The 22,157-nt window shown below is 55.1% G+C and carries 16 protein-coding genes; 13 read left to right on the forward strand and 3 right to left on the reverse strand.

Annotated elements, in window-relative coordinates; all coding sequences use genetic code 11:
• Positions 1–3: 3 nt before the first annotated feature.
• A complete protein-coding gene (locus tag ACHZBS_RS11710; protein WP_319406692.1) occupies positions 4–1,377 on the reverse strand; it encodes a sigma-54 dependent transcriptional regulator in 1,374 nt (457 codons plus the stop codon).
• Positions 1,378–1,777: 400 nt separating this feature from the next.
• Here ACHZBS_RS11710 and ACHZBS_RS11715 point away from each other — a divergent pair, with 400 nt between their 5' ends.
• The 7 genes from ACHZBS_RS11715 to ACHZBS_RS11745 all read left to right on the forward strand — a co-directional run bounded on the left by ACHZBS_RS11715 (position 1,778) and on the right by ACHZBS_RS11745 (position 11,027).
• Positions 1,778–2,644, forward strand: a complete 867-nt coding sequence (locus ACHZBS_RS11715) for a methylenetetrahydrofolate reductase (protein ID WP_319406693.1) — start codon at positions 1,778–1,780, stop codon at positions 2,642–2,644.
• Positions 2,645–2,702: 58 nt separating this feature from the next.
• Positions 2,703–7,175, forward strand: coding sequence for an FAD-dependent oxidoreductase (locus ACHZBS_RS11720; protein WP_319406694.1), 4,473 nt, complete (start codon positions 2,703–2,705; stop codon positions 7,173–7,175).
• 186 nt (positions 7,176–7,361) lie between these two features.
• Positions 7,362–7,775 (forward strand): hydrogenase iron-sulfur subunit, encoded by a 414-nt coding sequence (locus ACHZBS_RS11725; RefSeq protein ID WP_319406695.1) that lies wholly within the window; start codon positions 7,362–7,364, stop codon positions 7,773–7,775.
• A 51-nt stretch (positions 7,776–7,826) separates the two neighbouring features.
• Positions 7,827–8,495: a methylenetetrahydrofolate reductase C-terminal domain-containing protein gene (locus ACHZBS_RS11730; protein ID WP_319406696.1), complete on the forward strand. Its 669-nt coding sequence runs from the start codon at positions 7,827–7,829 to the stop codon at positions 8,493–8,495.
• Positions 8,492–9,433, forward strand: a complete 942-nt coding sequence (locus tag ACHZBS_RS11735) for a methylenetetrahydrofolate reductase (protein WP_319406697.1) — start codon at positions 8,492–8,494, stop codon at positions 9,431–9,433. The genes ACHZBS_RS11730 and ACHZBS_RS11735 overlap by 4 nt, the downstream gene beginning before the upstream one ends.
• Positions 9,434–9,564: 131 nt before the next feature.
• Positions 9,565–9,954 (forward strand): response regulator, encoded by a 390-nt coding sequence (locus ACHZBS_RS11740; RefSeq protein WP_319406698.1) that lies wholly within the window; start codon positions 9,565–9,567, stop codon positions 9,952–9,954.
• Between the two features lie 215 nt (positions 9,955–10,169).
• Entirely contained in the window at positions 10,170–11,027 is an 858-nt protein-coding gene (locus ACHZBS_RS11745; RefSeq protein ID WP_394707983.1) for a shikimate dehydrogenase family protein, read from the forward strand.
• A 42-nt stretch (positions 11,028–11,069) separates the two neighbouring features.
• Here the strand turns inward: ACHZBS_RS11745 and ACHZBS_RS11750 are convergent, their stop codons facing one another.
• Positions 11,070–12,461, reverse strand: a complete 1,392-nt coding sequence (locus ACHZBS_RS11750) for a sigma 54-interacting transcriptional regulator (protein WP_319406700.1) — start codon at positions 12,459–12,461, stop codon at positions 11,070–11,072.
• Between the two features lie 253 nt (positions 12,462–12,714).
• Between ACHZBS_RS11750 and ACHZBS_RS11755 the strand changes: the two genes are divergently transcribed.
• From ACHZBS_RS11755 to ACHZBS_RS11780, 6 genes are all read left to right on the forward strand, one after another.
• Positions 12,715–12,942, forward strand: coding sequence for a hypothetical protein (locus ACHZBS_RS11755; protein WP_319406701.1), 228 nt, complete (start codon positions 12,715–12,717; stop codon positions 12,940–12,942).
• Between the two features lie 13 nt (positions 12,943–12,955).
• Positions 12,956–13,879 carry a hydrogenase 2 operon protein HybA gene (gene hybA, locus ACHZBS_RS11760; protein WP_319406702.1) on the forward strand — a complete coding sequence of 308 codons (924 nt, stop codon included), beginning with the start codon at positions 12,956–12,958 and terminating at the stop codon, positions 13,877–13,879.
• Positions 13,876–15,081, forward strand: a complete 1,206-nt coding sequence (gene nrfD, locus ACHZBS_RS11765) for an NrfD/PsrC family molybdoenzyme membrane anchor subunit (protein ID WP_319406703.1) — start codon at positions 13,876–13,878, stop codon at positions 15,079–15,081. Before hybA ends, nrfD begins: the two co-directional genes overlap by 4 nt.
• Complete coding sequence (locus ACHZBS_RS11770) at positions 15,078–17,156, forward strand: tetrathionate reductase family octaheme c-type cytochrome (protein WP_394707984.1); 2,079 nt, start codon at positions 15,078–15,080, stop codon at positions 17,154–17,156. Before nrfD ends, ACHZBS_RS11770 begins: the two co-directional genes overlap by 4 nt.
• Positions 17,157–17,515: 359 nt before the next feature.
• Positions 17,516–18,235 (forward strand): thioredoxin-dependent peroxiredoxin, encoded by a 720-nt coding sequence (gene prxU / locus ACHZBS_RS11775; RefSeq protein ID WP_319406704.1) that lies wholly within the window; start codon positions 17,516–17,518, stop codon positions 18,233–18,235.
• 118 nt (positions 18,236–18,353) lie between these two features.
• Positions 18,354–19,739 (forward strand): rhodanese-like domain-containing protein, encoded by a 1,386-nt coding sequence (locus ACHZBS_RS11780; RefSeq protein WP_319406705.1) that lies wholly within the window; start codon positions 18,354–18,356, stop codon positions 19,737–19,739.
• 177 nt (positions 19,740–19,916) lie between these two features.
• On the opposite strand, the gene ACHZBS_RS11785 is transcribed toward ACHZBS_RS11780, so the two are convergent.
• The gene (locus ACHZBS_RS11785) at positions 19,917–22,016 is read right to left on the reverse strand and encodes an ASKHA domain-containing protein (protein ID WP_319406706.1); all 2,100 of its coding nucleotides are present in this window, start codon (positions 22,014–22,016) and stop codon (positions 19,917–19,919) included.
• Positions 22,017–22,157: the final 141 nt, after the last annotated feature.

Below are 22,157 nucleotides of genomic sequence, written 5' to 3' on the forward strand. Positions count from 1 at the left end.
CACTCATTGAATGCCATAGCTGGCCAGTTTGCGCCGCAGGGTATTAAGGCCGATACCCAGCCGTCTGGCTGTTTTCGACTTGTTTTCTCCTGTTTGCTCATATGCTTGTAAAATGTGCGCTTTTTCCACCTCGGCAAGCGGCTTTATCGGCAAACCGCCGGCGGTCACGCCTTCCTCCTCACACGCTGTTAATGTTGCCGTGATATGCGAAGGCAGGTGCACTTCCCGGATCGGTTCTCCGCGAGCCAGATTGACCGCGGACTGGAGAATAGATTTCAATTCCCGGATATTGCCGGGATAGGGATAACGCATCAATAGGTCCAGTGCGGATTTTTCGATAAAGCCTTGTTTATTCACATCGTAATATTTCTCCAGAAATTTGCGGGTCAGCAGAATAATGTCCTCCCGGCGTTCGCGAAGCGGGGGGAGGTGGAGCCAGCCGCCTCGGATGCGGTAATAGAGGTCTTTACGAAAACGTTTCTGGGTCATCATCTGTTCGAGATTTTCATTGGTGGCTGCGATAAAACGCAGGTCTACCTTCTGCCGGGTACTCGACCCGAGTTTGGAAAACTCGCCATCCTGAAGCACCCGCAGTAGTTTCCCTTGGAGGGATAGCGGTAGGTCGCCGATTTCGTCCAGAAACAGAGTGCCCTTATTCGTGTATTCCAGGTAGCCGACCCGGCCATGTTCAGCACCGGTGAAAGCGCCTTTGGTATGGCCGAAAAATTCAGCCTCAAATAATGAACTGGTGAGCGAGGACATGTTGATGGGGCTAAATGGGTGCTGGGAACGAGGACTGGCGCCGTGGATAGCGCGAGCCAGAAGCTCTTTGCCGGTACCGCTCTCCCCGGTAATCAGAACGGGAACCAGGCTGGAGGCATGAAGCTCTGCCTCTTTGAGGATCCGCAGGACTTTTTTGGACTGGGTGATAATGGGACGGAAAGGCTCTTCGTTTTCTAGAGTGGGCAAATCATCGCGCTTCTCAAGGTCCAGCAGATCCAGAAGCCGTTTTCGTTCCAGCGTTCGCTTAATGGACAAAGAGAGGTCTTCGGTGGCCACCGGTTTGACCAGATAGTCATAAGCCCCCTTGTTCAGGCATTCCACAGCGACGCGTGCCTCGTTGATGGCCGTTACCATGATGCACTCCGTGGACGGAGAATTGGCCTTTATTTTTTCCAGCAGGGCCATGCCGTCCATCTCCGGCATGGTCATATCGATGAGGGCCAGGTCGAAAGAGAGCCCATTTTCCACCTCTTCAGCCAGCTTGACGGAATTGTCTTCAAGGCGGACCCGTTTAAAGCCGATATCGGCCAGCTTTCTCCCCAGAACTTCCAGGTAATCCCGGTCATCATCTACGACAACGACATGACTGTTCATTGCTTCCCATCACCCTTCATGCTGTGCCAATATGGACCGTGCCAAATTGGAATGACCTTGGTAACGACCTTAATTTTCTTTGTTTTATGACATTAATAGTCCAATATGGCATAGTTGTCTACCTTTTTTTAAATTCTTTTTTGTTTGGGGGCATGCCTTGAATTATTCTTAACATGTTAATTATATTTAATATAAACATTTTGATGGAGTAGATACAGTTTGCTGGCACAGGCTTTGCTGTCCCAGAATGGCAGGAAAAGGACACAAATCGGCCAGAATTTTTAAGGCCTGCTTTTTCCGGAAGGTGTCCGCATTCTTCCATCGCCAGATACCGATTTGACGCGCTCATTTTTTAACCGTTACCGCGTGTTTTCCGCAGCAACCATAAGGGGATTGGCTTATGCATTTAAAAAACAAATTCGATGTAGGCAAGTTCACCATTCTTGCGGAGATGCAGCCGCCCAAAGGGGTGAATGTTTCAACGATGGTCAACTGCGCAGTTCGCGTAAAGAACATGGTGGATGCCTTCCTCGTGCCGGAAATGGGCAACGCCGTCATGCGGATGAGTTCCTTGGGTGGATCCATGATTCTTCAGAGCCATGGGCTGGAAACCATCATGCAGGTGAACTGCCGGGACCGCAACCGGATCGCCCTGCAAGCGGACCTGCTGGCTGCCTATGGGTGCGGCATTCTCAATATCATGGGGGTTTCCGGAGAAGACCCCGGCCTAGGAGATCATCACCAGGCCAAAGCGGTCGACGATATCGACCTGATGACCCTGTTTAAGGCCGTTTCCGCATTGCAGACCGGAAAGGACCTGGCCGGCAATGAACTGTCCGGTGCACCCTCGTTTCTGATAGGTGCCAACGTCAATGCCCGGGCCACCGGAGATGCGCTTAAAAAAGAGTTGTCCAGGATGGCTGAAAAAACAGAGGCCGGCGTGGATTTTTTCATTGCACCGCCGGTTTTTGATATTGGGGCCATTGCCCCGTTTCTTGAGAAGGTTGATCTTAAAAAAACACGTATTATTCCCACCGTGATGCTGTTGAAATCCGTGGGAATGGCACGGTACCTGGACCGGCACCTGAACGTTACCATTTCTCAGGACTTGATTAAGCGACTCATGCGAGCTCCGGACAAAGCCGTGGAGAGCCTCTCCATCGCCACAAAAATTATATCTGCGGTGAAAGAGGCAGGTTTTTCAGGGGTAATGATTTCCGCCATGGGCTGGGAAGACAAGCTGCAGAAATTGCTGGATATGGTCTGATGGACGGCTGGAAAACTGATAATCCCTCTATCACCAACCCTTTCATGAGGAACGTGTAATGGCAGAAAAAGAAAAAACCCAAGGTAAGGATGTCGTCGGTTCCGTACTTGTGGTCGGCGGCGGAATTGCAGGCATACAGGCATCTCTGGACCTGGCGGATTCGGGTTATTACGTTCATATGACCGAGACGAAGTCGGCCATCGGCGGGGTTATGGCCCAGTTGGACAAAACCTTTCCCACCAACGACTGCTCCATGTGCGTCATCTCACCCAAGCTGGTGGAGTGCGGAAGGCATCTGAACATCGACCTGATGACCTTGACGGAAATCGAAGAGGTAACCGGAGAGGTGGGGAATTTCACGGTAAAGCTTCGCCAGAACGCGCGTTATATTGAAATGGACAAATGCACGGCCTGCGGCGAGTGTGCCAAAGCTTGCCCTATCGAAACACCGAACCTGTTTGACGAAGGACTGCGAGATCGTAAAGCCGCCTTCAAACTCTACCCCCAGGGCATGCCCAGCGCATACGCTATCGATAAGCGCGGAACGGCTCCCTGCAAGGCCACCTGCCCGGCCCACGTGAGCATTCAGGGGTACATCGCCCTGATCAATGACGGTCGCTATAAAGAAGCCCTTAAACTTTTCAAACAGGACCACCCCTTCCCGGGGATCTGCGGCCGGGTCTGCCACCACCCCTGTGAAAGTCAATGTTCCCGCAACGACGTGGATCAACCGCTGGCGATCCGTGAGCTTCACCGCTTTCTGGCCGACTATGAATGTCAGAGCGGGGAGACATATATTCCGGAAATTACGGCGGAGCAACGAGAAGAGAAGGTGGCTATTATCGGTTCCGGTCCCGCGGGTGTCACGGCGGCCTATTATCTACTCCAGCAAGGATATCGGGTGACCATCTTCGAAAAGATGCCGGAACCCGGCGGCATGATGCGCTATGGGATTCCTGAATATCGGCTTCCCCGGGACCTCCTGGCCGGAGAAATCGACGTGATCCGGCAAATGGGGGCTGAAATCAAATGCAGGGTGACCTTCGGTGCGGACATCACCCTGGAAAGCCTCAAAGCCGACGGTTACCATGCCTGCTTCATGGCCATCGGACTGCATGGCGGACGCCGCCTCGGCGTAGAAAACGAAGATGCCGAAGGCGTGCTCCAAGGGGTTTCTTTTCTACGTGATGCCTCAATGGGTAAGGATGTCCAACTCGGGGAGGACGTTGTTGTGGTGGGTGGCGGCAACGTGGCCATCGACGTGGCCCTCACCGCCAAGCGAAAGGGGGCCAAGAACGTCACCCTGATCTGTCTGGAAAAGCGGGAAGAGATGCCGGCCTGGGAACACGAGATTCAAGAAGCCCTGGAAGGTGACATCAAGATTGTCAACAGCTTCGGCCCTAAATCCTTTTACATCGACAAGAACAAGCGAGTGTCGGGAATCGAATTCAAGACCTGTACGGCGGTTTTTGATGAAAAGGGTAGATTCAACCCCGCCTACGACGAAGCGGAATGCCAGCCCTTTTTCGGCGATACCATCATTATCGCCATCGGCCAGAGCACCAATCTGGACGGCATCAAGGAGCAGGGCATCGCTATTTCCCGCCCTGGCGGTCTGGAAGCCGATCCGGTGACCCTGCAGACGCCGATCGACTGGGTTTTTGCCGGCGGCGATGCATTCTACGGACCCAAATCGGTGGTGGACGCCGTTGCCTGCGGAAAAGAGGCGGCCGAGAGCATCCACCGCTTCATCAACGGTATGGATCTCACCGAAGGTAGACAAAAAGAATGGGATTTTGTCAAACCCGATGATTTGAGTAAGGAGCCGACCAAAAAGCGGACACCGGTCCGGTGTCTCGATCCGGAAGCCCGGGAATGCAACTTCCTGGAAGTCTCCTTCGGTTATAACGAAGAAGAGGCCAAGACCGAAGCCGAGCGGTGCCTCAAGTGTGGACTCTGCTCGGAGTGCTACCAGTGTGTCGATGCCTGCCTGGCCAAGGCAGTCAATCACGACATGGTGGCCGAGTACAAGACCATCAACGTGGGAGCCATCATCCTGGCCCCCGGATTTTCCCCTTTCGATCCCACCCAGCACAAGACCTACCAGTATGCCAGCCATCCCAATGTGGTGACCAGCTTGGAGTTCGAGCGGATTCTTTCCGCTTCAGGCCCTTACGCCGGCCACCTGATGCGGCCGTCGGACCACAAAGAACCTGAAAAGATCGCCTGGTTTCAGTGCGTGGGCTCGCGGGATATCAACTGCAGTGACCACAGCTACTGCTCCTCGGTGTGCTGCATGTACACCAACAAACAAACGATCATCGCCAAGGAGCACAGTGACAAGCCGCTGGACACCGCCGTTTTCTTCATGGACATGCGTACCCACGGCAAGGAATTTGAAAAATACTACATGCGCGCCCGGGATGAAAAGGGGGTGCGCTTCATCCGTTCCAAGGTGCATACCATCGATCCGGTGGAAGGTGACAACCTGCGGCTGCGCTATATTACCGAGGAAGGGAAACTCATTGAGGAAACCTTCGATATGGTGGTCCTGGCCGTTGGCCTGGCTCCCAACAAGGAATCGGTGGACTTGGCCAAAAAGGTGGGCATCGATCTCAACGAACACCTTCATGCCGCCACCCGGACCCTCGAACCGGTGAGTTCGAGCCGGCCGGGTGTGTTTGTTTGTGGTGCCTTCCAGGAGCCCAAGGATATCCCCCAGTCGGTCATGGAGGCCTCCGCCGCCGCATCAACGGCCACCCGGCCTCTGGCGAAAGCAAGAGGTACACTGATCAAAACCAAAGAGCTGCCGCCGGAGATCGATGTATCCGGGCAGGAACCCCGGGTGGGGGTTTTCGTATGCAATTGCGGCATCAACATCGGCGGTGTAGCCGACGTGCCCGCGGTGAGAGAGTATGCCGCTACCCTGCCCCATGTGGTCCATGTGGAGGACAACCTGTTCACCTGCAGCCAGGATACCCAGGACAAGATGAAAGAGGTGATCAAGGAACATGGCATCAACCGCGTGGTGGTGGCCTCATGTTCCCCGCGAACCCACGAACCGCTGTTCCAGGAGACTATCAGGGATGCCGGTTTGAACAAATACCTGTTTGAAATGGCCAACATCCGCGACCAGAACACCTGGGTTCACATGAACAACCCGGAACGGGCCACGGCCAAGGCCAAGGACCTGGTTCGCATGGCTGTCGCCAAGGCCGCCTACATCGAACCGTTGCACCAGGTTCGGCTGGAGGTGACCCAGAAGGTGCTGGTGGTGGGTGGTGGTGTGGCCGGCATGGAGGCGGCGCTGGGCGTTGGCGACCAGGGGCTCCCGGTCTATCTGGTGGAGCGGAGCGATGTGCTGGGCGGCGTCGCCCACAAACTGCGGTCCACCTGGCAGGGGGAACCGGTGAAACCCTATCTGGAAGCGCTGGTCGACCGGGTGCGCAACCATGAACACATCCGGGTTTTCATGAAAACGGAACCGGTGGAAACCACCGGTATCATGGGCAACTTCACCACCACCCTCATGACTTCCGGTGAATCCCTGACCGAGACGGTGGTGGAACACGGTGCCACCATCATCGCCACCGGCGGCAAGGAATACATCCCCAGCGAGTACCTGTATGGTAAGAACGCCAATGTCATGACCCATTTCGACCTGGATGCCGCCATGGATGCAGACGATCCACGGCTGTCTGCTGCCCGGAGCGTGGCATTTATCCAGTGTGTCGGGTCTCGGACTACGGAAAGGCCATACTGCAGCCGGCTGTGCTGTACCCATACTGTCAAGAGCGCCTTGAGTCTCAAGGAAAGCAACCCGGAGATGGACATCTATGTGCTCTACCGGGATGTCCGCACATACGGATTCCGCGAAGAGCTTTATAAAAAGGCCAGGGAAAAGGGCATCATCTTCATGCGCTACAACCTGGAAGACAACCTGCCCGATGTGAAGGAAGCCGACGGTCATCTGAGTGTAACGGTTAGGGACCATGTGCTTCAGATGCCTGTGGAATTGAATCCGGATTTGCTCGTGCTGGCAACAGCCGTGCTGCCCAATGAAAACAAGGACTTGTTTGAGCTCTTCAAAGTGCCGATCAATGCCGACGGTTTCCTGGTGGAGGCTCATGCCAAGTTGCGTCCCGTTGATTTCGGTTCCGAGGGTATCTTCATGGCCGGATTGGCCCACTATCCCAAGGCGTTGGACGAAAGCATCGCCCAGGCGCGGGCCTCGGTGTCAAGGGTCATGACCATCCTGTCCCGCGATTCGATCATGGTGGGCGGTGTGGTGGCCGAAGTGGATCCGGACAAGTGCGCCGTCTGTGTGACCTGCGTGCGAACCTGCCCGTACCACATCCCCTATATCGGGGAGGAGGGTCATGCGGTGATCGAACCGGCCGAGTGCCATGGCTGCGGTTGTTGTGTGGCCGAATGCCCCGGCAAGGCTATCCAGCTCAAGCATTTTACCGACGAACAGATCGTGGCCAAGACGGCGGCCCTTTTTGAAAAGAAAAAAGGGGCAGCGGCTTGATCAAACAGGGAATATGGGCGCCAGAACAACCGGCAGCCTGAGAACTCCGGGCGCCCGAAATATAGGCAGATAGGCTGAAGGGGGTTAGACTGAAGACAGAAATGAGAGCAAACAAGAAATATGGAGTCTTTTTTTTCGACCTTCGACCTAAACAACTAAACTCCTAAAACACATCGGAGAATGACCATGAATGAAACCTTTGAACCCCAGATCCTGGCATACTGCTGCAGGTACTGCGCTTATGCAGCGGCCGACCTTGCCGGATCCATGCGCTTGAATTATCCAAGCAATGTGAAGGTGATTCAGGTGCCGTGCAGCGGCAGGGTGGACATCCTTCACCTGCTGACCGCCTTCGAAGGAGGAGCTGACGGCGTATACGTGGCCGGTTGACTGGAAGGTGAATGTCATTTCCTGGAAGGAAATCTCAAAACCAGACGGAAAGTCGAGTACGTTCAACGAACCCTCAAGGAACTGGGCATAGAGCCGGAACGGGTGCAAATGTTCAATCTTTCTTCAGCCCAGGGCCCACGCTTTGCGGAAATTGCCACCGAAATGACCGACACGATCAAGGCGCTGGGACCCAGTCCGGTGACTTCTTAAACACAGATAAGAGGCGGAGTCTTCCGCCTTTGGATCCTAAGAGGTGAACAAATGATAATTGCGGATCGAAAATCTCTGGAAGAGATACAGGACATGATCAAGGCGTACAAGAAAATTCTTCTTGTGGGGTGCAAGGGGTGCGTCACCGTATGCAATGTCGGCGGTGCCAAGGAGGTGGGGGTGCTGGCCGCCACCTTGAAGATCGCGCGCAAGAAAGACGGCAACCCCATCGAGATCGACGAGAAAACCTTGGAGCGCCAGTGCGATCCCGAATACGTGGAGCAGATCCGGGACATCTTCGACCAATACGATGCCGTCGTCTCCATGGCCTGCGGCGTCGGGCCCCAATTCCTTTCCGAAGCCTATCCCAGCCAGAAGTTTTTTCCGGCGGTAAACACCAAGTTCTTCGGCGGTGCGGTTCAGCATGGCATCTGGGAAGAGCGGTGCGCCGGGTGCGGCACCTGTGTCATTCACTATTACGACGGGCTGTGCCCCATCGCCCGGTGCTCAAAAAGTCTTCAGCATGGACCCTGCGGTGGTAGCGCGGGCGGTAAGTGCGAAATTGCCAAGGACGTGGAATGCATTTGGGATACCATTGTCAAGAAAAAAATGGAGCAGGGTCGGCTGGAGGATCTTCGAACCCTTCGGGCGCCGAAAGACTGGCAGACGGCAAGGGACGGCGGTCCCCGGAAAAGCATTAGGGAGGAGTTGGTGCAATGAGCAATAACGGTTTGAAATCAGGAAGTAACCTGGAGAAGGTGCTCAAGGCGGGCCACTTTGCGTTTACCGGTGAATGCGGTCCACCCAAGGGAGCCAATGTCGAACACCTGAAGGAAAAATTCGAACACCTGCGGGGCAAGGTTGATGCGGTGAATGTCACCGACAATCAGACCGCCGTGGTGCGTATGTCCAGTGCGGCTGCCTCGGCCATCATGGTGGCCAACGGCATCGAACCCAACTTTCAGATGGTGTGCCGGGATCGCAACCGCCTGGCCATGATGGCCGATGTCCTCGGGGTGTACTCCCTTGGAATAAGGAACATGCTCTGCCTTTCCGGCGACCACCAGAAGTTCGGCAACCATCCCCAGTCAAAGAACGTCTATGACATCGATTCCATGCAACTGATCGCCATGGTGAAGAAGATGAGAGACGAAGGCAAATTTATTAACGATGAGGATATTGACGTGCCGCCGAAGATGTTCATCGGAGCCGCCGCCAACCCGTTTGCCGATCCATATGAATTCCGGATTTACCGGCTGGCCAACAAGATCGACGCCGGCGCGGACTTCATCCAGACCCAGTGCATTTACAATATGCCCCGGTTCCGGGATTTCATGAAAAAGGCCGTGGACATGGGGCTGACGGAAAAAGCCTACATTCTCGCCGGCGTCACGCCCATGAAAAGCGCACGCATGGCTCAGTATATGGCAAAGATGGTTCCCGGCATGGATGTCCCGGAAGAATTGATCGAACGGCTTAAGGGTGCTGGAAAAGGCAATCAGGCTGAAGAGGGGATCAAATTTGCTATCGAGCAGATCGAAGAGTTCAAAGAAATGGAAGGGGTTGCCGGTGTTCACCTCATGGCCATCGAATGGGAACACAAGGTACCGGAAATCGCCGAACGGGCCAAGGTCTTGCCACGGCCTCAGGTTGATTAATCCGATGGAGCCGGAATGGCAGGGTGGCGGGAGAAATAAACGCCACCGCCCCACCCGGCCCAGACCTGCGATTTATATTAGCTCAGGCTGCTGATTTTTCAACAATCAGCTTGTTATAAAGGAGAACACAAATGAGTGACAAAAAACGAATCCTTGTGGTGGACGACGAGCCCGATTTCTGTTCGATCGTTCAGGGGAACCTGGAAAAGGAAGGTTTTGAAGTGGAGGTGGCCTATGATGGCGTTCAGGGTTTGGAAAAGGTCCATGCCAATCCACCGGATGCCATCGTTCTGGACGTCATGATGCCCGAAAAGGACGGCTATGCGGTGTGCAAGGAATTGAAAAGCAATGAAAAATACGCGGACATTCCCATTGTGATGCTCACCGCCGTGGCTTCTCACGTCTCTTCCACCCGTTATTCCCACTACGACGGCATGAGCATGGAAGCCGACGACTATCTTCCCAAACCGGCTTCAGCGGAAGAGATCACTGAAAGCCTGAAAGGGCTGTTGAACCTGTAGCCTGGTATTGGCCAAAAACGGGTTGCCGGCGATGGTTGCTTGTATCGATTGAACCACGAACGGTTGTCATCGTCATTTTTTCACAGCAACAAGCCTGCTCGGGAGGTGCGAGCAGGCTTGTTATCCTGAAATACGGTTAACAATCAAACCCAGATCATTGCAGCGGCCATTATTATCGAGGGGGCATTGATCATCAACAACCGAGACCCAGCCAGATGAATCAGCCTTCAGGAATTCTGGACGTGACATACGCGTTTCAGAAAAAGGTATTCTGTATCATCAGTGATCAGCGGGTCTTTCGATCCAGGGCGCCGGCGATATTTACCACGGTGCTCGGCCGGACAGGCATCAATGGGGCCTATGTGCCCTTTATGGTTGAAGATGGCAATATCGGCAAGGCGCTGGAGAGTCTCCGGGTGCTTAACATTGCCGGCGCCAACATATCCTCGCCATTCAAGGAAAAAGTGTTGCCCTATCTGGATGTGCTTTCCGAAGGGGCCAACATCATCGGCGCCGTTAATACCATTGTCTGCAAGGGCGGCCAGCTTAAGGGATACAACACCAACGCCATCGGCGTCATGGATGCCCTCAACGAGGTGAAATTCGACATTGCGGGAAAAAAGGCGCTGGTGATCGGTACCGGCGGCTCTGCGCGGGCCGTGGTGTTTATCCTCAACTGGCTGCGGGCCGAATCGGTTGTCGTGGCCGGCCGGGACAATGAAAAAACCTGCCGTCTGGCCGGTCATTTCAGCTGTATCCCACGGATGTTGAAGGATCTGCCCGGCGTTCCCCTGAACGCGGATCTCATCATCAATGCAACATCCATCTCCGGCCGTGATGAATCCAGCGACTTGGCCGGCATCGTCAGCAGCATGATGAGCAACGGTTGCCAATTGGTGTTCGATCTCAATTACGGTCACCGGGAGAATATCTGGCAGTCCCTGGCGGAAAAAAGCGGCATCCGGTTTATGGACGGTCTTTCCGCCCTGGCCTATCAGGCCCGCCGAACTTTCCTGCTGTGGACCGGCCAGAACGTGCCGCAGGAAGAATTCTTAAAGGCGCTGGAAGAATAGCGCGCCATTCTCTTTATCAAGGCGTTGTTGACCTGCGTCTGATTATCGTTTGATTTCGCGTTTCAGGTTGATCCCGTATTTTCGCATTCGGTTCCAAACGGTTACCCGATTGACGCCCAAAAGCCGGGCTGCCTGGCTTTGGTTACCGCCGGCGGACTGAAGGGCATCGATGAGTTGCAGCCGTTCGGTGTTGCCGATTTCCCGGATCGTCCGGTTGGATGTCGACGTGGCCGGCACCGCATGGGTCTCCAGGTGGGGCGGAAGGTGATCGATGTCGATAGCGTCCTTGTCCGCAACGGTGAAGGCATACTCCAATGCGCTTTTCATCTCTCTGACGTTTCCCGGCCACCGGTAATTCATGAACCGGTTCAACGCTTCCCGGGTCAGCCCCCGGACCGGTTTGCCGGTCCGTATCTCCAGCCGATCGATGAAGGTGTTGACCAACAGGGGGATGTCATCCTTTCGTTTTCGAAGCGGCGGTAGATGAATGGGAATCACATTGATGCGAAAGTAGAGATCTTCCCGAAAGCGCTTCTGCTCGATAAGTTCCAACAAATTCCGATTGGTGGCCGTGATAATCCGTACATTCACCGAAACCGGTTGGTTCTCTCCCACCCGCTCGAATTGACTGGTCTCCAAGACCCGCAGCAGCTTGATTTGGATAGACAGGGGGATGTCTCCGATCTCGTCAAGGAACAGGTCTCCCCCGTTGGCCGCCTCGAAACGCCCGACCCTGTCGCGGAAGGCGCCGGTGAAAGACCCTCTCACATGGCCGAATAGTTCGCTTTCCAGCAGGGCTTCGTTGAGTGCCGCGCAGTTGAGCTGAACGTAGGGGGCCGTGTTTCGTTTTCCCCGTTCATGGATCGCCCTGGCCACCAACTCTTTGCCTGTTCCGCTCTCTCCAAAAATGATGATGGGGGCGTCACTTTGGGCCGCCTTTTCGATGATCGCGAAAACCGATTTCATCGCATCGCTGCCGCCGATGATGGCGCCGTAGCCACTGTTTTCGTCCAATTGGCGGGATAGAATTTCCACCTTTCGGTCCAAACGGTCAATTTCGCTCAAATCCGTCAGGGTCTCCACCGCCCCAAGCAACGCCCCGTCTTCGTCGCGTAGGACCGAGGCGTTTTTCATGGCCGGCAAAAAGGTCCCGTCCTTTTTTTTAATGGTACAGCGGCAGCGGCGCATTTCCGGCTGGTCGGGTTCGAACAGCTTGCACCACCCGTCGCCCTGATTGTTGATGGCCATTTCACAGGCCTGGCATGCCAACAGCGTGCAGGGCTGGCCGGACACCTCGCTGGCCGAATACCCGGTCAACTCTTCGAATGCGTGGTTTACCGACAGGATCCGACCCTCCTTGCTGATGATGAGCAGCGCCTCGGCCATGGTGTTGACAACGCGTTCCCAGTGCTGATTGATCTTTTTGATCGGCATCCCCGCTCCCTTCAAAAGTGTTTAAACAAACATTTATTTCGTTAACATGTGTTTAAACAAAATTTAAACACTTATTTTGTTCAACGCCGTCAGAAAAATAAAATTATTATATAATTTCAAACTTTTACAACATTTTGTAATTTTACATGAGACTGGCACATTTTTTGTTAATCTCTGTTAATCCATCTCTCCCTATGCGGACAAACTGACGATGGTCGTTATTCGTTCAAAAAGAACAGGGAAAGCATGTAGCATGTGTCGGCATCTTCATATCAACCTTGAGGATCTTCCCTGGCCGGTAAGCGTTCTCAAATTTAACCAGGTTGTCTATGAAATGCAGCCCGGAGACAACATGATCGCCACGATCAAAGATGCTGATGTTGTCAGTAACTTGCGGCTGCTCTTAGGCAGCCAGCCGGACGTGAATTTTGATCTGTCCCAAACGGACACGCACTATCGCATCCGGGTAATCAAACGTTAATCGAGGAGGGCCTATGGGGTTGAACAGACGCGATTTTTTTAAATATGTGACCGCTGCCGGCGCGGCGGTGACTGGATCCGAACGATCCGCCCATGCTTGGCAATCCAGAGCGCCTTCCGACCCTGTCGGCTGCCTGGTGGACCTGACCCGGTGCATCGGCTGCCGCAAGTGTGAAGATGCCTGCAACCGGGTGAACCTTCTACCCGCGCCGGAACAATCTTTTGAAGATTATACGGTCCTCGACAGAAAACGCCGACCCGACGAAAAAGCCTATACGGTGGTCAACCGCTACACCTCGGGTCAGATCGACGAACGGGACCAGTTGATTCCTACTTTCGTCAAGCTGCAGTGCATGCACTGCCAGGACCCGGCGTGCGCTTCTGCCTGTATTGTGGGCGCCCTGTCAAAAAAGGAGAACGGTACGGTCCATTACGATGTCACCAAATGCATCGGCTGCCGCTACTGCATGGTGGCCTGCCCCTTCGAGATCCCGGCCTACGAATACCATGACCCCATTACCCCCCGGGTGATGAAGTGCACCTTCTGCTATGAACGGGTGCAAGCGGAAAACAAGCTTCCAGGGTGTGCGGAAATCTGTCCGGTGGAGGCCATCACCTTCGGCCGACGGAGCGATTTGCTAGCCGTGGCCCATCAGCGGATCAAAAAAAACCCAGGTCAATATATCGATCACGTCTATGGCGAGAAAGAGGTGGGCGGTACCAGCTGGATGTACCTTTCCGGAGTGCCTTTTGAACAGGTGGGCTTCAACACCCTGCCGGAAAAACCCATGCCCCGGCTGGCCGAAACCATCCAACACTCCCTGTTCAGCTACATGTGGTCTCCCATCGTTCTTTTCGGCATGCTCGGCGGGATCATGTGGGCTTCCAAGGACAAGGGGGACCGGGCCGGCAATGGCAAGGAAGGAGGCGGCAAATGATGCATCATGCAGCGCCCATCAAGGCAAAATTCTGGACCCCCGGTGTCGTGGTGCTGGCCGTGCTCATGGCGGCCGGTGCAGCCGTCATTGTGGCCCGTTTCATCGGCGGCATTGGTTATGTGTCCAACCTTTCTACGGCACGGCCCTGGGGACTGTGGATCGGGGTGGATGTAGCCTCCGGAGTGGCCCTGGCCGCCGGCGGGTTTACCACCGCCTTTCTGGCTCACATCATCGGCCGGCACTATTATGAAGCGGTCGTCCGTCCGGCACTTTTGACGGCCATGCTAGGCTATACCTTTGTGGTGCTGGGGCTGCTGGTGGATATCGGCCGGTCCTGGGCCATCTGGAAGCCCTTACTATACTGGAATCCCACCTCGGTGCTGTTCGAGGTGGCCATGTGCGTCATGTTCTACCTGAACGTCCTGTACATCGAGTTCCTGCCCATTGTGGTGGAACGGTTCAAAGGCCGCGTGGACCTGCCCGGACCGCTGGCCGTGCTGAATGCACCGGTGGACGGGCTGCTCAAACTGGCCGACACCATTTTGCCCCGGATCATGTGGTTTCTTATCATTGTTGGCGTGGTGCTGTCCTGCATGCACCAGTCCAGCCTGGGGTCGCTGATGCTCATCGCCCCGACGAAGCTGCATCCTTTGTGGTATACGCCCATGCTGCCGCTGTTGTTTCTCACCTCGGCCATTGCCGTGGGCTACCCCATGGTGGTTTTCGAGGCGACCCTGGCCACCACATCCCTCAAACTGGATTCGGAGATGAAGATTTTGACCCCGCTGACCCGCATCACCATCTTTTTACTGGGGCTGTATCTGGCACTGAAGGTGGGTGATATGGTGGTTCGCGGTACCTATGTGTATCTGCTGGACGGTACGGCCCAGACGAATGCCTTCCTCGTCGAAGTAATCCTGGGCGTGATCGTGCCTTGGTTGATGCTGCTTGCACCAAAGGTTCGCCGGTCGCGCCAGGCCCTGTTCATTGCTTGTTCGATGATTGTCGGCGGGGTGCTTGTCAACCGGATTAACGTCTTTGTTGTGGGATACCGTCCCCCTATCAGCGAGGCCAATTATTTTCCGGCCGTCGGTGAAATTATGGTCACGGTAGGGCTCATCGCTGCTCTGATGTTCATCTATCGAGCGCTCGTGACCTATTTGCCCGTACTCAATAAACCGGAACAGGAGGTGTCTGCATGACCCGAACAGGACCAGGTGTGCGTTTCATTGTAATGGTGGCCCTGGCCGGCATCCTTGGTTGCACAGCGGCCCTGGCAGCCAACCCGGCACCGGCGGAAACGTCGGCGGAAGTCGAGTCCGCCTGGTTTGCCCCGGACCAAGAAGCGGCCAAAAAGCGTGCCCAGGAGGTGGTTCCCTTTGTCGAAGCCGTCAGGGACGAATGCCGGTTATGCCGTCAGCAGCGGCTTCGGGACAAGGGCCTGGGAGTCAAAGACCAGACGGAAAGCTATTTTCTGCTGGACAGCCCCATTATCCGTAAAACGGAAGATCATTATGGCCCGGTGCGGTTCATGCACGCCAAGCATGCTTTTGTCGCTAAGGACTGCGCCCTGTGCCACCATTACCGGCCCCTGGATGAATCGGCTTCGGAAACGACCCGCTGCTCGGCATGCCACCAGGAGCCCTTTCAAAAAGACCACCCGGAACGCCTGGGCCTCAAAGCGGCCTACCATCAGCAGTGTATGGGGTGTCATCAACAGATGAACAAGGGCCCCATCGACTGTGCCGGCTGTCACCGAAAAAATGTGCCCGATCATAAAGATTTAATTCAGCTGGCGGCGAACCCGGACCCATCCCAGGTAACCAGCGAATGCCTGCGTTGCCACAAACCCGCCGGCGAGGACATGCTCAAATCGGCCCACTGGCTTTGGAAAGGGCCTTCCCCATTCACCCTGAATCATAGAAAAATGGTCGATCTTGGCAAAGCCACCATTGCCACGAACAACTTCTGAATTAGCATCATCAGCAACGAGGCTCGTTGCACCAGTTGTCACGCCGGCTACGGATGGAAAGACGCTACCTTCGACTTTACCGACATGACCAAAATTGACTGTTTAGTGTGCCACGATCGTACGGGCACTTACAAGAAAACACCCACGGCTGCCGGTATGCCCGATCCCGAAGTGGATCTGGTAGCGGTGGCCAAAAGCGTAGGCCGCACATCCCGCAAAACCTGTGGGGATTGTCATTTCAACGGGGGCGGCGGCGAAGCCGTCAAACACGCCGATCTCTCCCGACAACTCCTTCATCCGGAGCGTAACTGCGATGTCCACATGGGCGGCTACGACTTCCAGTGCTCGGAGTGCCACCGTACCCGCAACCATAAGATAGCCGGACGCAGTTCTTCGGTCCCCGTGGTTGAAGGCAGTATGGCCTGCACCACCTGTCACTCGAAAACGCCCCACGACAGGGAGCATTTGCTCGATCACCATTTGAACAAGCACTGCGACAATATTGCTTGCACCACCTGTCATTCACCGGTTTACGCTAAATGCAAGCCCACCAAGACCTTCTGGGACTGGTCCACGGCGGGTGACATGACACGCAAACCCAAAAAAGACAAGTACGGCATGCCCGACTACGACTGGAAAAAAGGCGATTTTATATGGCAGGAGTCGCCCAAACCGAATTACGCTTGGTACGGTGGCTTTATGAAACGAGTGTTTTTGGGAGACAAGCTTGATCTGACGCAAGCTGAGATCAACATCAGCGAACCCGTCGGGTCCATCAACGATCCCAACTCGAAAATATCGCCTTTCAAGATCATGAAGGGGATTCAGGCGGTTGACGCCGAATACAAATATCTGCTCATTCCCCATCTGTTTCCCCGGAACAAGGAGGATAAGACCGCCTATTGGAAAAACCGGGACTGGCAGAAGGCTTTTTCAGACGGTATGAAAGTTGCCGATATGAAATACAGCGGCAAGTACGAATGGATCACTACCAATATGTACTGGGGGGTCGAACACGAGGTGATGCCGGCGGACTCGGCCCTCTCCTGCGTTCAGTGCCACGAAAGTCTCAAGGGCGAGCGGACCTGCAACCGCTGCCATCAGGACAGCCGCGACGTTGATTTCAAATCCATCGCCCACAAGGGGACCGATTTTTCCTACATGGCTGCCAAGGGGCGCGACGTGAGCCATCTGGTGGGCACCACGGATTATATCGACTTCAAGGCATTGGGCTATAAGGGTGATCCAATTATAACCGGTGGTCGGTTCAAGATACTGCCCATGGGTTACAAGGCCAAGGAGTAATCAAACGGTGTTTTTGGGTCGCGTGTCGGATCGATCACCCGCCATCACCGGAATCTGGGTGATCGACCCGACACGCAGCCGTCCGCTGAGCTGATTGTGATTTCCAACGCTGTCCACGAAGGTGCCCTTTCTGTTTGATGATGGTTTGACATCATTACTGGATTTAAATAGTATTTAAATCATATTCTCAAAAAAGCTTGGCTGTTGACCACCGGGTCGATACCGACTTGACAGTCGGATCAGTTCTCGATATTTATCTTGATAAGGATAATGGTTTTCCCCAGATAACCGATTTTATAAATGTCCCATTCTTCCAGAAGGATGGGTTTTCTACCAATACCCAACGAAAGGAGACAGGTATGCCAGAAGAGTTGGAGGTCGGGTGCGCCCGACCCACCGGAGGACCCGTTGGAGAGGCGGTCCCGGAGACCGCCAAAGAGGCAACTGCATCCATCAAGGAGGAAATGAAAATGATTCATGTCGGCGAAAAAGCACCGGACTTTGTGGCACCGGGTTATCAAAAGGGAAAATTCATCAACGTCAAGCTATCCGATTATCTGGGAAAATGGGTGTTGGTCTGTTTTTACCCCGGCGATTTCACCTTTGTATGAGCCACCGAGATTTCGGCGGTCGCCGAAAAATATCCCGAGTTCCAGAAACTGGGTGTGGAATTGCTTTCCATGAGTATCGACAGCATGTTCGTCCATAAAATGTGGGATGACCACGAATTGAGCAAAATGGTTGATGGCGGCGTTCCCTTTCCCATGTTGTCCGATGCCGGAGGAAAGGTGGGTAAATTGTTTGGTGTTTTCAACGAAGCGGCTGGCGTGGAGAACCGGGGCCGATTTATCATCGATCCCGATGGGGTGATCCAGGGATACGAGGTGCTGACCCCACCGGTGGGCCGCAATGTGCAGGAAACCCTGCGGCAGGTCCAAGCCTTCCAGCTGGTTAGAAAAACCAAGGGTGCCGAAGCCACGCCGTCGGGATGGCGGCCGGGGAAAAAGACGTTAAAACCCGGACCAGCCCTGGTCGGTAACGTCTGGAAAGAGTGGAAAACCAGTATGGCGTTCGATTGATCCGATAGTCTTTCAAGCTGTTGTGGGGGCCCGGACGGGGTGTGCTGTTGGCGACGGCCCGGGCCCCCATGGTTGTGCCGACAGGCCCTGCCGAAAATCATCAACAAAGGAGATGGACATGTATTTCAACCAAATCGCCGTTCCCGGATTGGGGTGTCTTTCCTACGCCATTGGCTGCCCGCGGGCCAAGGCGATGGCCGTCGTGGATCCCAAGCGGGATGTTCAGGACTATCTGGAGATTGCCCGGGAGGAAGGGATGCAGATCACCCACATCATCAACACCCATGTTCACGCTGACCATGTCAGCGGGGACCAGGAGCTGCGCCTGGCCACTGGAGCGGACATTTACATCCATGAAAGTGCGCCGGTGGAATATCGGCACAAGGCGATCAAGGAGGGAGACGTGTTCGAAATCGGTGCCGCAAAAATGGAAATCCTGCATACCCCGGGGCACACACCGAATTCCATCTCCTTGCTGGTTACGGATAGGGGGCGATCCGAGGAGCCCGAGATGCTGCTTACCGGCGACCTGTTGTTCGTGGGCGATATCGGCCGACCGGACCTGCCCGGCGCGGAAATCCTGGATGAGCAGGTGGAAAATCTGTACAACAGCATTTACGTCAAACTGGCCGACTACCCGGATCATCTGGAAGTGTTTCCGGCCCATGGCGAAGGGTCACTGTGCGGACGGGGCATGAGCGCCAAGAAAAGTTCCACCCTGGGTTACGAACGGCGGGCCAACCCTATGCTGCGGTTCGCGTCTTTCGAGGCATTCAAAAAAGATGTGATGTCGGCGTTTCCGGTGCGCCCGAAAAGCTTTTCGCACATTATCCAGACCAACCTCAAAGGTGCGGCCACCCTAGACGCCTGCCCCATGGACAAGGGCCTGACCCCCAAGCAGTTCGAAGAGATGGTTGCCGGCGGGGCAACTATCATCGACGCCCGCGATTCAGCCGCCTTTGGCGGTTTTCATATCCCTGGCAGCATCAATATCGGATTCGAAAAACAGTTGGCCAACTGGGTCGGCATGGTGGTGGATCCCGGTGCAGAACTTCTCCTGGTGGTGGATGACCGCGAGGATTACGATCGCATGATGACCGAACTGCATCGTATCGGTTATGATCTTATTTTCGGCTATCTTTCCGGCGGGATAATGGCCTGGCTGATGAGTGGTCGGGCCGTGGATCAGCTGGAGCAGATTTCCCCCCACCAGTTGGCCGCGCGTCTGGAAAACAGCGGCATCCGTATCATCGATGTGCGCACGCCGGCGGAATGGAAGGCCAACCGAATCAAGTGGGCAGAGCATTTACCCCTTTCCGATATTCTCGCCGATCGTCTACCCGAAGCAGAAAAGGACGAAGAACTGGTTCTGCAGTGTGGCAGCGGCTATCGCTCCAACATCGCCGCCAGCATCCTCCGCCAGTCGGGTTTTTCATGCGTCAAATCCCTGGCCGGTGGCGTGTTCGCCTGGTCCAATGCGGGTTTTCCGCTGATCGCATCGTGATGGCGCCCTCCGTGTCCGCCCGGGTTAAATGGGCACGGAGGGCGTTTAATCGAACGCCGCTGCCGCGGAAAAGTTTTCCCTGGCAGCCTTTAACTTGTCGTTCAAAGTTCTTCAAGCGATTAACGAAAGAGCGTCCTTTTGCCAGAAGCAGAAAAACCAACGCACGGCTGCTTTCATTCATTGGATAGCCGAAGATGCCGCTGTGGTAACACTGGGAAAAGCGTTCAGGTCCGTGTGGGGCAGAAAAAGGGCCGAGGTGAATTCGTCCATGTACCGGGGGTTGCTGGAAAAGTCGACATAAGTCATGCTCTCGCAGATCGTTCGGGCCTCCTGTCGATACTCTGCAGACAACAGTGCCATGTAGGCCCCCACGATGGAGCTGTTGCCCATGTAGGCAAATTTGCTGCGGTCGATGTCGGGCAGCAGGCCGATGGAAATCGCCTTTTCGATGTTGAGATACTGGCCAAACCCACCGGTGATGATCATGCGGTCCACCATTGAAAAATCCATGCCCGCGTGGCCCAGCAAGGTGGTGAAGCCGGCATAGACAGCGCCCTTGCTGTATATGAGGTTTTTTAAATCCGATGCGGTGAAGACGATATCTTCCTCCATGGACGTCCTTTCGCCAAAGGTGAGGACGTAGGCCCATTCATCTCCCAGCTTGCGGATCCGTTCGTTGTCCAGCCCCTCGGCAAACTGGCCGCTGCGGTCAACGATGCCGGTTTTTAACAGCTCGGCAATCAGATCGATCATCCCCGACCCGCAGATCCCCCGGGGAGGGGCGTCTCCGACCATTGACAGGTCCGGCACCAGGGTTTGCGGGTCGATGGTCACCTTTTCGATGGCCCCCTCCTCGGCCCGCATGCCCCAGCGGATGCCCCCGCCTTCGAAGGCCGGCCCGGCGCTGCAGGCGGCGGTCATCAGCCACTCCCTGTTGCCCAGGACGATTTCTCCGTTGGTGCCGATATCGATGAACAGCGTGACCGGATCTTCTCGGTGGAAACCGGTATACAGCACCCCGGAGACAATATCGCCGCCCACATAGCTGGCCGGTCCGGGCATGACGAACACGGCCGCCATGGGATTGGCTTTCAGGCCGATCTCTACGGCTTTCAGGATAGGAAAGTCCGACACCGTTGGAATATAGGGGTCCCGGCGGAGATAGCGGGGTTCGATTTGAAGCAGCAGGTGGACCATGGTGGTGTTGCCGGATACGACCACGTTGCGGATGGCTTCCTTTTTAACGCCGGCGCTGTCAAGGGCTTCGCCGATGAGGTCGTTGATGGTGGCCAGGGCCATGCGGCTGAGTTTTTTGACCCCGTCTTTTTCCGCGCAGACGATACGGTTGATGACATCATCTCCGCAATCCGCCTGGCGGTTGTGGCCGGCAGTGGCTGCCAGCACCGACCCGTCGGCCATGTCCACCAGGTAGACCACGATGGTGGTCGTGCCCACGTCGATGGCAAGGCCCAGCGATTGGTGCTGTCCGTTGCCGGGCCGCACCTCCAGAATTTCATTGGCGCATTTGCGGCGGATGACCGATACGGTGATTTTCCAGTTGTCCCGGCGGACCACATCGGCCAATTGACGCATGACCTTGATGCCCACGTTGAGCCGGGCCACATCGCATCCATGCTTTTTCAGTCCACGGTTGAGTCGGTCCAGATCGGAGACCGAATCGTCGAGGGTGGGGGGCGCTAAGGTCAGCGGGATCTCTTGGAGCAGGGGGTCGATGTCCGTGACCCATCCTTTGAGCCGGTCGGTGATCGCCTGCCCCATGCCCGCGATTTTGAGTTTTCGCTCCAGGGCCTCTTCGGGAATCTGCACGGAGACATTTCCGAAGATCCTGCTTTGACAGGCTAATACATACCCCTTGGCCTTTTCGCCGTCCGTTAGCAGTGGTGTGGGTGCTGTTTCTACTTCACCCGCAACGACTACCAGCTTGCATTTTCCGCAGGAGCCTTTTCCGCTGCACGAGGCGTTGACATGGATCTCCGCGGCCTGGGCAGCCTCCAGCAGGGTGCTTTCGTCGGGAACGGAAACTGTCTGTCCGTCGGGCAGAAACCGGACCGTATGAGCGGCCGCGGCCGCTTCCTGTCTATCTTCGGCCTCCCATCCTTCCTTGCGTTTGCCCATGAACCAGATGGGGCAGGCAGAACGGTGTTTACAGTAGATTTTCGGGTCTCGGCATTCCAGACAATCCTCACATAAGTAGATTTGATGTTTCATGCAGATGTATGGGGTTTCACGATCCGGATGATTGATACACGTTCCCATGTTTACAGCACTCCCCTTTAACCGCCGACGGGTCGGCGTGTTTATTTATTAGTTGCGATGGATCATAGCATAAAATAGAACTCACGAAAACGGCAGGAAATATTTGAAACCCATGTCAACACCGGATTTTCAAAAAAGGGT

It is taken from the genome of uncultured Desulfosarcina sp., from assembly GCF_963664155.2.
GTDB lineage: Bacteria > Desulfobacterota > Desulfobacteria > Desulfobacterales > Desulfosarcinaceae > Desulfosarcina.